This is a genomic window from Kribbella solani (assembly GCF_014205295.1).
GTDB classification, from domain to species: domain Bacteria; phylum Actinomycetota; class Actinomycetes; order Propionibacteriales; family Kribbellaceae; genus Kribbella; species Kribbella solani.
The window spans coordinates 2,120,360-2,133,286 of the sequence record NZ_JACHNF010000001.1; the positions used below are offsets into that span (position 1 = coordinate 2,120,360).

Sequence of the window (12,927 nt, forward strand, 5' to 3'; positions counted from 1 at the left end):
CTCCAACAGCTTGGACGATTGGCGCAGCGGTAGCGCGCTTCCCTGACACGGAAGAGGTCACTGGTTCGATCCCAGTATCGTCCACGAAGGCGATGGGCGAGGTGTGCGGCATCCTTACGGATGCTCGCCGCCTCGCCTTCGTCGTTTGTGCGGCTGCGCTTCGCTTGCCGCGGGCGGGGGCTCCGCCACCCGCACCCCCGTTCGTGCCTTCGCTTCGCTCGGCACCCCCCAGACGGTGGCTGGGCGCCACGGTCAGCTTCCCGCGGTGGTTACCCATCACGCGCGGCTCTCCGGCAGTGGTTACTCATCACGGTCGGCTCTCCCGCAGTAGTTGCTCGTCGCGGTGGCTCTCCCGCAGTGGTTGCTCTTCTCTTGTTTCTTCTTCTGTGGGGGTTACATGCGGAGGTGGGAGGCGCCGTTGAAGTCTAGGATTGTGCCGGTGGCGAATTCGGCTGCGGGGGACGCTAGGTAGAGGATGGCGGCTGCTACTTCGGTGGGGGCCGCGATGCGTTCGAGGGGGCTTTCCAGACGGCGGCGGTCGTAGTCGGGGCCGGTTAGGTTGGGGGCGGCCATGTCAGTCAGGGTCCAGCCGGGGGCGATGGCGGTTACGGCGATGCCTTCGGGGCCCAGGGCTCTTGCGAGGGACTGGGTCAGGGAGACCAGGGCTGCTTTGGAGGCGCCGTAGGCGGGCTGGTTGGGTTCGCCACGGAAGGCGCCTCGGGAGGAGACGTTGATAATGCGGCCGCCGCGCGGCATGTGGCGGACGGCGCACCAGGTGGTGTTGGCGGGGCCGAGCAGGTTCACGGACAGGGTGTCGGTCCACGCTTGTTGCCATTCGGCGTACGTGGTTTCGCGGATGCGGTGCGGGTGGTAGACGGCGGCGTTGTTCACCAGTACGTCGATACTGCCCAATGCGCGCGCGGCGTCGTCGACCATCTGTTCTGTCGCCGCCGGGTCGGCCAGATCGGCTTGCACCATGACATGTCCGGTGCCGGGGAGATCCTTCAGTAGCTGGGCTGCCGCGTCGGCGGAGGCGCCGTAGTGGATTGCTACGCGATCACCTGCCTCGGCGAATGCGCGGGCGGTTGCCGCACCGATGCCGCGGGAAGCTCCTGTCACCAGCACTGATCGGTTCATGCGACCGATCCTGTCATCAGGAGCGGGGCTTCCAGTCGCGCCGGTACGACTTGGTGGCACGCACTGCCTCCTCCTTCGCCTCAGTGCGTGCCCGTACGTCCGCCCGGCGCGCCATGTACGCCGCCTCGCGCCGCAGCTTCACCCAGCTGTCGTAGCGCCGGTACGGCAGCGAGCCGTCCTCTAACGCGTCCCGTACCGCGCAGTCCGGCTCCATGACATGCGAGCAGTCCTTGAACTTGCACTGCGCCGCCAGTGCGGTGATGTCCGGGAACGCAGCTGCCAGCCCCTCCCCTGACTCCTGCAGTCCGATCCCCCGCAGCCCAGGCGTGTCGATGACGACCCCACCGCTCGGCAGCACGATCAGCTCACGCCGTACGGAGGTGTGCCGGCCTTTCCCGTCTTCACGGATCGCCTGTACGTCCAGCAACTCCACGCCGGCCAGTGCGTTCACCAGCGACGACTTGCCGGCACCACTGGAACCTAGCAACGCCAGAGAGGCATTTCCATCAAGCAACGTGCGTACGGAGTCCATGCCCGCACCGGTGGTCGCACTGCACACCAGCACGTCCGCACCGGGCGCAGCCAGTGCCACGTCCTCGGCCAGTGCATCCGCGTCGCCAACCAGGTCTGACTTGGTCAGTACGACAACAGGACGCGCACCGCTCTCCCAGGCCACTGCCAGGAAGCGCTCGATCCGTACGATGTTGGGCTCTGGTACCAGACCTACGACGATGGCGATCACATCGACGTTCGACGCGAGCACCTGCCCACGTGACGATCCGCCGACCTCCGCGCGAACGATCGCGGAGCGACGGGGCAGTACTGACTCGACGGTGATCCGGTCGTCCGGCCAGTAGCGCAGTACGACCCAGTCCCCCGTACATGGACCGGCCTGTGCGTCGGCAGCGATCGTGGCGAGCAGGGCACCGGACCAACTGGCGCGGACCGGACCATCGGCGGTGAGAACCACCGCCAGGCCCTTGTCGACCCGGGCGACGCGCCCCGGCACCAGGTCCGCCGGAACGGACTGCAGAACCTCGGCCGTGGAACCGTCGAGTCCCAGGGCCTGGAGTGTGGCTGACATGCGGCGAACCTTTCGGAGGGTCCGGCCGCGAGATCAGCTCAGCGGACGGACGGTGTGGGAGACAACGGCCCGTCGGGCCACGTCGTAGCTCATGGCGGGCTGCCTCCCTTCCAAGTCCTTGGCCCGAGCAAAGGGCCGGTTTCGCGATGCCCTCAGCCTAGGTCGTCGGTATCCGCCTGCGCACCGGATTTTCCAACCGCCGCCCGCTTCCGCTCCGCCGCGGGCACATCCTCCGGCTCCTCCCGCCGAGCGGCCTCCTTCGAGTCCCGCGGCGCCTCCGCCGGCAGGTCCTTCGCCGCCGGCTTCGCGGCGGTCTCGGCGGGTGCGGGAGTCCCCTCCGCCAGCTTCTCCACCTTGGCGGCCGCCGCGACCCCCGGGTGCTCCGCCGCCTCCAACGGAGTCAGCGGGTGTGCATGGTGCTGCTCCGGCTCGGCCTTCATTACCGGCTCGACGGCCTCGGCCTCTTCCTTCACCTCCACCACCTGCGCCTTGTGCGGCCACAGCCGGTCCACCACCGCGTTCAGCGCGGCACCGATCAGTACGGCGATCGCGGTCATGTACAACCACATCAGCACCGCGATCGGCGCGGCCAATGGCCCGTAGATCGACGTACCGCCGACCGTGCTCTGCAGCACCCACCGCAGTACGAAGCTGCCCAGAATCCAGATCGACAACGCCAGGAACGACCCAGGCAGATCGGACACCCACGGCGTCCGGATCGGCACCGACAGGTGGTACAGGGTGTTCAGGAAGCCCGCGGACAGGATCGTGACCACCGGCCAGTAAAGCTGGTTCAGGAAGTCCAGCCGGTGCGGCAGCAGGGCGTCGACGGCGCTCGGACCGGCCAGCACCAGCGGCAGCACGATGACACCGATGACCAGCGCGGCGCAGTACAGCGAGAACGACAGCGCGCGGGTACGGATGATGCCGCGCTTGCCGCCCATCCCGTACATGATCGTGATGGTGTCGACGAACACGTTCAGCGCGCGGCTGCCGGACCACAGCGCCAGCAGGAAACCGATCGAGATGACATCGGGCCGGCCACCGTTCAGTACCTGGTCGAGGGTCGGCGTGATCACGTTCTTGATCGAGTCGTCGGTCAGCGCCCGCGCGGCCAGGTCGACGATCTGCTGCTTGACGTCGTTGATCGTCTCGACCTCGAACCACTTGCTGGCGATGTAACCGAGACTTCCGGCCAGCCCGAAGATCAGCGGTGGCAGCGAGAGGATGGCGAAGAACGCCCCCTCGGCGGCGAGCCCGGTGACGCGGTAGCGCATGCAGACGCCGATGGTCTGGGTGAGCAGCTTCCAGGTCGTCGCGGGGATCCGGCGAACCCATGAGAGGGAGCTCCCACCAGTGGGTCCTGCCCCGATACGTGCCATACCGCTTACCGTACTGACATGGCGGACCCATTCGCGGTAACGAATCAGGCTCCCCCACTGCGGGGCGTGAACTTCTTCACCCAGGACGTCGGCCTCGGTGACGCTCTGCGATCGTACGCGGACCTGGCCGAGGATCCGGGCCTGCGCCGGATCGGCGAGCTCGCCGGGTCCGAGGAGGCCCGCGCGCACACCCTGCCGGCGAACCAGAACCCGCCGGTCCTGCGCACCCACGACCGGTACGGGAACCGGATCGACGAGGTGGACTTCCACCCGTCCTGGCACTGGCTGATGACACAGGCCGTCGGCTTCGGGTTGCAGGCCGCGCCGTGGACCAGCGACCGCCCGGCGCCGCATCTGACCCGCGCCGCCGGGTTCTACGTATGGTCCCAGGTGGAGGCGGGGCACGGGTGCCCGATCTCGATGACGTACGCCAGCGTGCCGGCACTGCGCGCCGACGAGCGGCTCACCGCCGAGTGGGTGCCGCGACTGGCAGCCACCGAGTACGACGTGCGCCGGCTGCCGCCCGCGGCGAAGACCGGCGTACTTGCCGGGATGGGGATGACCGAAAAGCAGGGCGGGTCGGACGTACGCGCCAATCTGACCACCGCGACACCGATCGGCGACGACGGCACGTACCAGCTGAACGGCCACAAATGGTTCTGTTCCGCGCCGCAGGTGGATGTGTTCCTGGTGCTCGCGCAGGCGCCGGACGGGCTGAGCTGCTTCGTCGTACCGCGCGTCCTTGCCGACGGCAACCGGAACCCGTTCGCGCTGCAGCGGCTCAAGGACAAGCTCGGGAACCGGTCGAACGCGTCCTCCGAGGTCGAGTTCCACGGCACGATCGGCCACCGGCTCGGCGACGAGGGTGCCGGGGTGCGGACGATCATCGAGATGGTCGCGGCGACCCGGCTGGACTGTGTCCTGGGGTCGGCGGCGCTGCAGCGGCGGGCGCTGGTCGAGGCGATCTGGCACGCGCGGCACCGGTCGGCGTTCGGTGGACCGCTGATCGACAAGCCGGCGATGCAGAACGTACTGGCGGATCTGGCCATCGAGTCGGAGGCGGCGACGGCGCTCGGAATGCGGTTGGCATCAGCTGTCGATGCCTCGGGAGCGGGCCAAAGCGATCAGGCAGCAGCGTTCCGGAGGATCGGATTGCCGCTGGCGAAGTTCTGGGTGTGCAAGCGGACCCCGTTCATGGTGGCCGAGGCGATCGAATGCCTCGGCGGGAACGGGTACGTCGAGGAGTCCGGGATGCCGCTGCTCTACCGGGAATCCCCGCTGAACTCGATCTGGGAGGGCTCGGGCAACGTCAACGCCCTCGACGTACTGCGCGCGCTGCGCCGGCCCGAGTCGCTGGACGCCTGGCTGCTGGAAGTCGCCTCGGTGCAGGGCGCCGACGCCCGCCTGGACGCGGCGGTCCACGACGTACTGCAAGCGCTTGCAGATCTGGACAACGCCGAAGCCGGCGCGCGCAGGCTGGCCGCGCGGATGGCCCTGTGCCTGCAGGGATCGCTGCTGATCCGGCACTCGACGCCCGAGGTCGCGGACGCGTTCGTGGCGTCCCGGCTGGCCGGGGACTGGGGTGGCGTGTTCGGTACGTTGCCGCGGACGACGCCGTTCGAGCGGATCGTCACGCGCGCGATAGGGTGAGCGTGCCTTTTCAAAGGGGCAGCGACTGGCGCGCTGAAGGTGGAGAACCACCGGGGAGCGAAACCCGTCGGCACCGTGCGCCTGGGTGCCGTCGACCCACTGCGACCGCAGGAGACAACGATGACTCAACCCTTCGACGCCGCCGCCGCGTCGGCCGCGTACAACAACGCGCTGCAGGTGATCGCCGCGGTGGAGCCCACCATCGCCGGTGCGATCCGGTCCGAGCTGGCCGACCAGCGCTCGTCGCTGAAGCTGATCGCGAGCGAGAACTACGCTTCCCCGGCGACGCTGCTGACGATGGGTAACTGGCTCTCGGACAAGTACGCCGAAGGCACCATCGGGCACCGCTTCTACGCCGGCTGCCAGAACATCGACACCGTCGAGCAGACCGCCGCGGACCACGCGCGGGCGCTGTTCGGGGCGCCGCACGCGTACGTGCAGCCGCACTCCGGGATCGACGCCAACCTGGTCGCGTTCTGGGCGATCCTGGCCCAGCGGGTCGAGTCGCCGGCGCTGGCCGAGGCGAGCGCGAAGCACGTGAACGACCTGTCCGAGGAGGACTGGACCAAGCTCCGCAAGGCGCTCGGCGACCAGAAGATGCTCGGCATGTCGCTCGACGCCGGCGGTCACCTGACCCACGGTTTCCGGCCGAACATCTCCGGCAAGATGTTCAACCAGCACTCGTACGGCACCGACCCGGAGACCGGGCTGCTCGACTACGACGACGTCGCCCGCAAGGCCCGCGAGTTCAAGCCGCTGATCCTGATCGCCGGCTACTCGGCGTACCCGCGCAAGGTGAACTTCGCGAAGATGCGCGAGATCGCCGACGAGGTCGGTGCCACCCTGATGGTCGACATGGCGCACTTCGCCGGCCTGGTCGCGGGCAAGGTCTTCACCGGCGACTTCGACCCGGTGCCGCACGCGCACGTCACCACCACCACCACGCACAAGTCGCTGCGCGGGCCGCGGGGCGGCATGGTGCTGTGCCAGCCGGAGTACGCCGAGTCCGTCGACCGCGGCTGCCCGATGGTCCTCGGTGGGCCGCTCAGCCAGACGATGGCGGCCAAGGCGGTCGCGCTGGCCGAGGCGCGGCAACCGCAGTTCCAGGACTACGCGCGGAACGTCGCGGACAACGCGGTCACGCTGGCCGAGGGCCTGATGAAGCGCGGCGTGAAGCTGGTCACGGACGGTACTGAAAACCACCTGGTGCTGCTGGACGTGTCCTCGTACGGGATCACCGGCCGGCAGGCGGAGTCCGCGCTGCTGGACGCCGGCATCGTCACCAACCGCAACGCCGTGCCGCGCGACCCGAACGGCGCCTGGTACACCTCGGGCGTCCGGATCGGTACGCCGGCGCTGACCACGCGGGGCTTCGGCGCCGACGAGTTCGACCGGGTGGCCGAGCTGATCGTGGACGTGCTGTCCGCGACCACCCCGACCACGACGTCCGCCGGTGCGCCGTCGAAGGCGAAGTACGTACTCGCCGACGGCGTCGCCGACAAGGTGAAGGCCGCCTCCGCAGAAATGCTCGACAAGCACCCGTTGTACCCGGGCCTCGAGCTCAACTGACAAAGCACAGCGCCCGCTCCTCCACGGGAGCGGGCGCTGCTGGCGCTCGGTCAGGTGTCTGAGGGGACGCCCATCAGCGCGTCCCGCGGTGCCTTGGTAGCTCGCTTCGGCATCAGGAGCGCGGCGAGTACCGCGCCTGCGAGCGCGATCCCACCGGACACCCACATCGTGGTGTTCAGGCTGCTCATGAACGCATCTCGTACGTTCGCGAGCAGCTCCGGCGAGCCGGTTTGTCCCGCCACCGCGAGCCCGCCGCCGAGGCTTCGTTCAACTACGTCGGCGGCGGCCGCGGGCAGTCCGCTCGTGTCGACGCCATGCCGGTACACCGAGTTCAGGATCGTACCGAGCACCGCGACTCCGACCGTGCCACCAACCTGGCGGAACGCCTGCAGCAGCCCCGATCCGGTACCTGCCCGCTCGGGATCGAGTACGCCGAGCGCGGCGTTCATTGCCTGTGGCATCGAACATCCAAGACCGAACCCGACCACCACGAACCAGACCGCCGTGTACCCGTAGCTGGTGCTCAGATCGGTGAACGCGCCGAGTACGAACCCAACCGCCATCACCACGAATCCGGTCATCACGACCAGCCGGGTACCGACCTTCGCCTCCACCGGCTCGGCCAGCTTCGCGCCGACCGTCATTCCGCCGATGAACGGCAGCAGCTTCAACCCGGTGTGCAGTGCATCCGATCCGTTGATGCCCTGGAAGTACTGCGGCATCGTGAACAGCAGTCCGAAGATCGCGAACACCGACACTGTCAGCAGTACGGCTCCCCCGGTGAACACCCGCTCGCTGAACAACCGCAGCTGAATCAGCGGTTCGCGGGACCGGCGCTGCCAGAACAGGAAGCCCGCGATCAGTACGACGGCAAGGCCCAGGAACAGTACGGTCGTGGCGTCGCCCCAGGAAGACTCGCCCGCCTTGGTCACGCCGTACACCAGCGCGGCGAGGCCCGTACTGGACAGCACGATGCCCAGCCAGTCGATCGCCGGGCGGTTCGTACTGCGCGATTCCGGGATCAGCAGCGTGACCGCGACCGCGGCGATCAGCGCGATCGGGACGTTCATCAGGAAGATCCACTCCCAGCCGGCGTGGTCGAGCAGCAGCCCGCCGACGATCGGGCCGAGCGGCATCCCGATGCTGTTCGCGACCACGAAGAACCCGATCGCCTTCTTCCGTTCGCCCTCGCTCCGGAACAGTACGGTGATCAGCGACAGCGCGACCGGCACGATCATCGCGGCGCCGATCCCGAGGAACGCCCGCGCCGCGATCAGCGCGCCGGCCGAGGTGGCGAGGGCGCAGGCCAAGGACGCGGCGCCGAAGAGGGTCAGCGCGATCGCGATGATCTTGCGCCGCCCGTACCGGTCGCCGAGCAGACCGGCCGGCAGCAGCAGCGCCGCGAGAACCAGGTTGTAGCTGTTCGCCATCCACTGCAACTGGCTGGTCGAGGCGTCGAGGTCCTTGGCCAGGGTCGGCAGCGCGACGTTCAGCACGGTGGTGTCCAGGCCGAGGACCAGGACGGCGAGGCACAGCGCGATCAGTACGCCGAAGCGGCGCCCGCCGGTGAGCGCCGGCGCCGTGGTGTCGAGAGAGGAGGTCATGAATTCAAATTATCAGAACTTTGTGATAGTTGCGATAAATCAGATTACTGTAAGCTTCAACCATGACGGCGGAACCCAGTCCGGAGGCAGTGAGCCAGTTCGTCGAGCGCTTCGCGGGCGTGCTGGCGAACAGCGGCGTCCCGACCATGTCCGCCCGGGTGATGGGCGCGATGCTGGTCAGCCCCACCGGCACGATGACCGCCGCGGAGCTGGCCGAGGCGCTCACGATCAGCCAGCCCGCGGTCTCCGGCGCGGTCCGGCAACTGCTCCAGGTCTCCTTCATCTCCCGCGAACGGCTGCCCGGCTCGCGCAAGGACCACTACCGCATCCGCGAGGACGTCTTCGCTGCCATCCTGGAACGCCGCAACCAGGCGCTGAGCGAATGGGAGTCGATCAGCCGCTCCGGCGCGTCCCTCTTCGGCTCCGGCTCCCCCGTCGGCACCCGGCTGACCGAGGCCGCCGACTTCTTCGCCTTCATCCACACTGACATGGAGCAGATGATCAAGAACTGGCGCACAGAGCATCCGCGGTGAACCGCCGCGAGGCCAAGCGCCTCGTCGGGCCGGAGTGGCTCGACAGCGCGTCCGGGCGACCGGCCGGCGTCCTCGGGGCGCGACCCACAGTCACGATGACGCGACCGACAGCGAGAACCTCGGCATCCTGGCCACGGGTTGGCAAGAGCTCGGACGGCCGTGTGAGCCATCTCTCGGTCACGGACCGTTCGGACCGCCGAAGCGCTCGAATCAATCTCCAGCAGGCTGGTACACATAACCACATCGTGAGATTAGATCTCAGGATGTAGGAATGGGAGTTGATTTGTCAGGCGTTGGCGCTGACGCTTGTGGACATGCTCGCTGCCCGATCCACCCACCTCGTAGGTCGCATTCATGTCGACCTCGGGCGGATGCGCAGTGCCATCTGTTGTCCTTCGATGTTCTGACAGCCACCCTGCCCGGGCCACTGACGGCCCCCTGATCTCTCCCGATCACCGCTGGGTGCGCACCGCGCGGAACGCATCGAATCGACGACGCTTCGATCTCGCCGCCCGCCGGTGGGCACCTGTCACGAGGACAAGGACACGCCCCCGATGACTGCTGGCGTCACCGCACCTGCCCGCAAACCGGCCCGCCCCCGCAAGGGCAAGAGCGAAGGTCAGTGGGCGCTCGGCTACCGCGAGCCGCTGAACAAGAACGAGGAGAACAAGAAGAACGACGACGGCCTGAACGTCCGGGCCCGGATCGAGAACGTGTACGCGCACCGCGGCTTCGACTCGATCGACCCGGCCGATCTGCGCGGGCGGTTCCGCTGGTGGGGGCTGTACACCCAGCGCAAGCCCGGGATCGACGGCGGCAAGACCGCGACGCTCGAGCCGGAGGAGCTGGACGACCGCTACTTCATGATGCGGGTCCGGGTCGAGGGCGGGCAGCTGACCACCGAGCAGCTGCGGGTGATCGCGGAGATCTCCACCGAGTACGCGCGGGACACCGCCGACATCACCGATCGGCAGAACATCCAGCTGCACTGGATCGCGATCGAGGACGTCCCGGCGATCTGGCAGCGGCTCGAGGCGGTCGGCCTGTACACCACCGAGGCCTGCGGTGACGTACCGCGGGTGGTGATCGCCAGCCCGGTCGCGGGGATCGCGGCCGACGAGATCATCGACCCGACGCCGGCGATCGACGAGATCGTGTCGAAGTACATCGGGTCGGACGAGTTCTCCAACCTGCCGCGAAAGTTCAAGACCGCGCTCACCGGGCATCCGTCGCACGACGTCGTACCGGAGGTGAACGACATCGCGTTCGTCGGGGTCGTACACCCCGAGCACGGACCGGGCTTCGACCTCTGGGTCGGCGGCGGCCTGTCGACGAACCCGATGCTCGCGCAGCGGCTGGGCACGTGGATTCCGCGCGAGGAGGTGGCCGAGGCGTGGTGGGGTGTCACCAGCATCTTCCGTGACTACGGCTACCGCCGGCTGCGGAACCGGGCCCGGTTGAAGTTCCTGGTCGCCGACTGGGGCGTGGAGAAGTTCCGTGAGGTGCTTGAGGAGAAGTACCTGAACCGGAAGCTGATCGACGGGCCGGCGCCGGAAGTGCCTGCGGTGCAAGGCGACCACATCGGCGTACACAGGCAGCAGGACGGGAAGTACTTCGTCGGCATCGCGCCGGTCGTCGGCCGGGTTTCCGGTACGTCGCTGGCGAAGGTCGCGGACGTGGTCGCACGACACGGGTCGAACCGGATTCGTACCACCGCGCAGCAGAAGCTGCTCGTACTGGACGTGGACGAGGCGCAGGTGGACTCGCTGGTCGCCGAGCTGGACGCACTGGGGTTCCAGGCGAACCCGTCGGCCTGGCGGCGGAACACGATGGCCTGCACCGGAATCGAGTTCTGCAAGCTGGCGATCGTCGAGACCAAGGCGAAGGCGGCCCGGCTGATCGAAGAGCTCGAGGAGCGGATTCCGGAGCTGGACGTACCGATCACGGTGAACCTGAACGGCTGCCCGAACTCCTGCGCCCGGATCCAGACCGCCGACATCGGCCTCAAGGGCCAGCTGGTGCTGGATGCCGACGGCAACCAGGTGCCCGGGTACCAGGTGCACCTCGGCGGCGGCCTCGGGCTGGACGCCGGCTTCGGCCGGAAGCTGCGCGGTCACAAGGTGACCGCCGACGACCTGACCGACTACGTCGAGCGGGTCACCCAGAACTACCTGAAGGAGCGCAACGAGGGCGAGCGCTTCGCCCAGTGGGTCACCCGAGCGGACGAGGAGGCACTCCAATGAGTGAGCGGGCTGCACCTCTGTACTGCCCCTATTGCGGAGACGAGGACCTCCGGCCCTCCGACGAAGGCCACGGTGCGTGGGAGTGCCGGCCGTGTGCGCGGGTGTTCCAGCTGAAGATGATCGGACTGCGGGTGACGGTGGAATGAGTACGGACCTGAAGACGCTCGCCGAGGAGGCGAACGAACGGCTCGCGGACGCGTCGCCGGTGGAGGTACTCACCTGGGCGCGGGAGACGTTCGGCGACCAGCTGGTGGTGACCGCCTCGATGGCCGACGGCGCGCTCCCCCACCTCGCCGCCGCCGCGGCGCCCGGCGTGGACGTGCTGTTCCTCGACACCGGCTACCACTTCGCGGAGACGATCGGTACCCGGGACGCGGTCGCCGCGACGCTGCCGATCCACCTGATCAACGCGCTGCCGAAGCAGACCGTGGCCGAGCAGGACGCCGAGTACGGCGAGAAGCTGCACGACCGCGAACCGAACAAGTGCTGCGCGCTCCGCAAGGTCGAGCCGCTGAACCGCTACCTGTCCGGGTACAAGGCGTGGGTCACCGGCATCCGCCGCGAAGAGGCGCCGACCCGCGCGAACACTCCCGTCGTCGAGTACGACGAGAAGCGCGACATGGTGAAGCTCAACCCGATCGCGCCGTGGACGCAGGACGACCTGGACACGTACATCCAGGACAACGGCGTACTCGTGAACCTGCTGCAGTACGACGGCTACCCGTCGATCGGCTGCGAGCCGTGCACCCAACGCGTCGCCCCGGGTGAAGATGCCCGCAGCGGGCGCTGGGCCGGTACCGGCAAGGTGGAATGCGGGTTGCACACATGACCGCGACGGTGACAGAGCTCGACGCTCTGGAGAGTGAATCCATCTTCGTGTTCCGCGAGGTGGCGGCGGAGTTCGAGCGGCCGGTGATCCTGTTCTCCGGTGGCAAGGATTCGATCGTGATGCTGCACCTGGCGCGGAAGGCGTTCGCGCCGGCCGGCGTGCCGTTCACGTTGCTGCATGTGGACACCGGGCACAACTTCCCCGAGGTGCTCGCGTACCGCGATTCCGTGGTCGAGCAGCTCGGGTTGCGGCTGGAGGTCGCGCGGGTCGAGGAGTACCTCGCCGACGGCCGGCTGCGGGAGCGTACCGACGGGACGCGGAACCAGTTGCAGACGATTCCGTTGCTGGACGCAATCAACGGGCACCGGTTCGACGCGGTGTTCGGCGGCGGCCGGCGGGACGAGGAGCGGGCCCGGGCGAAGGAGCGGATCTTCAGCCTGCGCGACGAGTTCGGGCAGTGGGACCCGCGGAACCAGCGGCCGGAGTTGTGGTCGCTGTACAACGGCAAACACCGGCCGGGCGAGCACGTCCGGGTGTTCCCGCTGTCGAACTGGACCGAGCTCGACGTCTGGAACTACATCGAGCGCGAAGGCATCCCGTTGCCGTCGATCTACTACGCGCACGAGCGGGACGTGTTCGAGCGCGACGGCATGTTGCTTGCCGTCGGCCCCTACTCACGGCCGCGCGACGGCGAAACAGTTGCCCAGCGCACCGTCCGGTACCGGACCGTCGGCGACATGTCCTGCACCGGCGCGGTGGCCAGCGACGCGACGACGGCGGCCGAGGTCGTGATCGAGGTCGCGGCCAGCGAGATCACCGAACGTGGCGCCACCCGCGCCGACGACCGGGCCAGCGAGGCCGCGATGGAAGACCGCAAGCGAGAGGGGTACTTCTAA

General features: G+C 68.2%; 10 protein-coding genes, 1 tRNA gene and 1 riboswitch. Of the genes, 7 read left to right on the plus strand and 4 right to left on the minus strand.

Features of this window, described 5'->3' with window-relative positions; genetic code table 11:
• Positions 1-12 precede the first annotated feature (12 nt).
• Positions 13-84 (plus strand) — tRNA-Val (locus HDA44_RS09480).
• Between the two features lie 309 nt (positions 85-393).
• On the opposite strand, the gene HDA44_RS09485 is transcribed toward HDA44_RS09480, so the two are convergent.
• From HDA44_RS09485 to HDA44_RS09495, 3 genes are all read right to left on the minus strand, one after another.
• Positions 394-1,137 (minus strand): SDR family NAD(P)-dependent oxidoreductase, encoded by a 744-nt coding sequence (locus HDA44_RS09485; RefSeq protein ID WP_184833011.1) that lies wholly within the window; start codon positions 1,135-1,137, stop codon positions 394-396.
• 16 nt (positions 1,138-1,153) lie between these two features.
• On the minus strand, positions 1,154-2,221 hold the full coding sequence (gene rsgA, locus HDA44_RS09490) for a ribosome small subunit-dependent GTPase A (RefSeq protein WP_184833013.1): 1,068 nt from the start codon (positions 2,219-2,221) through the stop codon (positions 1,154-1,156).
• A gap of 152 nt (positions 2,222-2,373) precedes the next feature.
• Complete coding sequence (locus HDA44_RS09495; RefSeq protein ID WP_184833015.1) at positions 2,374-3,603, minus strand: YihY/virulence factor BrkB family protein; 1,230 nt, start codon at positions 3,601-3,603, stop codon at positions 2,374-2,376.
• Positions 3,604-3,621: 18 nt separating this feature from the next.
• On the opposite strand from HDA44_RS09495, the gene HDA44_RS09500 reads away from it, so the two are divergent.
• Positions 3,622-5,253: an acyl-CoA dehydrogenase family protein gene (locus HDA44_RS09500; RefSeq protein WP_184833017.1), complete on the plus strand. Its 1,632-nt coding sequence runs from the start codon at positions 3,622-3,624 to the stop codon at positions 5,251-5,253.
• 13 nt (positions 5,254-5,266) lie between these two features.
• A riboswitch (ZMP/ZTP riboswitch) is annotated at positions 5,267-5,347 on the plus strand.
• 26 nt (positions 5,348-5,373) lie between these two features.
• Entirely contained in the window at positions 5,374-6,822 is a 1,449-nt protein-coding gene (locus HDA44_RS09505; RefSeq protein ID WP_184833019.1) for a glycine hydroxymethyltransferase, read from the plus strand.
• 50 nt (positions 6,823-6,872) lie between these two features.
• On the opposite strand, the gene HDA44_RS09510 is transcribed toward HDA44_RS09505, so the two are convergent.
• Positions 6,873-8,426 carry a DHA2 family efflux MFS transporter permease subunit gene (locus HDA44_RS09510; RefSeq protein ID WP_184833021.1) on the minus strand — a complete coding sequence of 518 codons (1,554 nt, stop codon included), beginning with the start codon at positions 8,424-8,426 and terminating at the stop codon, positions 6,873-6,875.
• Positions 8,427-8,488: 62 nt separating this feature from the next.
• On the opposite strand from HDA44_RS09510, the gene HDA44_RS09515 reads away from it, so the two are divergent.
• The 4 genes from HDA44_RS09515 (at position 8,489) to cysD (ending at position 12,927) form a co-directional block, all read left to right on the plus strand.
• The gene (locus HDA44_RS09515) at positions 8,489-8,959 is read left to right on the plus strand and encodes a GbsR/MarR family transcriptional regulator (protein ID WP_184833023.1); all 471 of its coding nucleotides are present in this window, start codon (positions 8,489-8,491) and stop codon (positions 8,957-8,959) included.
• Positions 8,960-9,513: 554 nt separating this feature from the next.
• Complete coding sequence (locus tag HDA44_RS09520) at positions 9,514-11,202, plus strand: nitrite/sulfite reductase (RefSeq protein ID WP_184833025.1); 1,689 nt, start codon at positions 9,514-9,516, stop codon at positions 11,200-11,202.
• Positions 11,203-11,344: 142 nt separating this feature from the next.
• Positions 11,345-12,031 carry a phosphoadenylyl-sulfate reductase gene (locus tag HDA44_RS09525; protein ID WP_184833027.1) on the plus strand — a complete coding sequence of 229 codons (687 nt, stop codon included), beginning with the start codon at positions 11,345-11,347 and terminating at the stop codon, positions 12,029-12,031.
• Positions 12,028-12,927 carry a sulfate adenylyltransferase subunit CysD gene (gene cysD, locus HDA44_RS09530; RefSeq protein ID WP_202887286.1) on the plus strand — a complete coding sequence of 300 codons (900 nt, stop codon included), beginning with the start codon at positions 12,028-12,030 and terminating at the stop codon, positions 12,925-12,927. The genes HDA44_RS09525 and cysD overlap by 4 nt, the downstream gene beginning before the upstream one ends.

What these genes read in the sequence shown, in the direction of transcription:
- HDA44_RS09485 (WP_184833011.1), bottom strand. Translation starts at nt 1,137, where the DNA reads ATGAACCGATCAGTGCTGGTGACAGGAGCTTCCCGCGGCATCGGTGCG.
- HDA44_RS09515 (WP_184833023.1), top strand. Translation starts at nt 8,489, where the DNA reads ATGACGGCGGAACCCAGTCCGGAGGCAGTGAGCCAGTTCGTCGAGCGC.
- HDA44_RS09495 (WP_184833015.1), bottom strand. Translation starts at nt 3,603, where the DNA reads ATGGCACGTATCGGGGCAGGACCCACTGGTGGGAGCTCCCTCTCATGG.
- HDA44_RS09500 (WP_184833017.1), top strand. Translation starts at nt 3,622, where the DNA reads ATGGCGGACCCATTCGCGGTAACGAATCAGGCTCCCCCACTGCGGGGC.
- HDA44_RS09520 (WP_184833025.1), top strand. Translation starts at nt 9,514, where the DNA reads ATGACTGCTGGCGTCACCGCACCTGCCCGCAAACCGGCCCGCCCCCGC.
- cysD (WP_202887286.1), top strand. Translation starts at nt 12,028, where the DNA reads ATGACCGCGACGGTGACAGAGCTCGACGCTCTGGAGAGTGAATCCATC.
- rsgA (WP_184833013.1), bottom strand. Translation starts at nt 2,221, where the DNA reads ATGTCAGCCACACTCCAGGCCCTGGGACTCGACGGTTCCACGGCCGAG.
- HDA44_RS09510 (WP_184833021.1), bottom strand. Translation starts at nt 8,426, where the DNA reads ATGACCTCCTCTCTCGACACCACGGCGCCGGCGCTCACCGGCGGGCGC.
- HDA44_RS09525 (WP_184833027.1), top strand. Translation starts at nt 11,345, where the DNA reads ATGAGTACGGACCTGAAGACGCTCGCCGAGGAGGCGAACGAACGGCTC.
- HDA44_RS09505 (WP_184833019.1), top strand. Translation starts at nt 5,374, where the DNA reads ATGACTCAACCCTTCGACGCCGCCGCCGCGTCGGCCGCGTACAACAAC.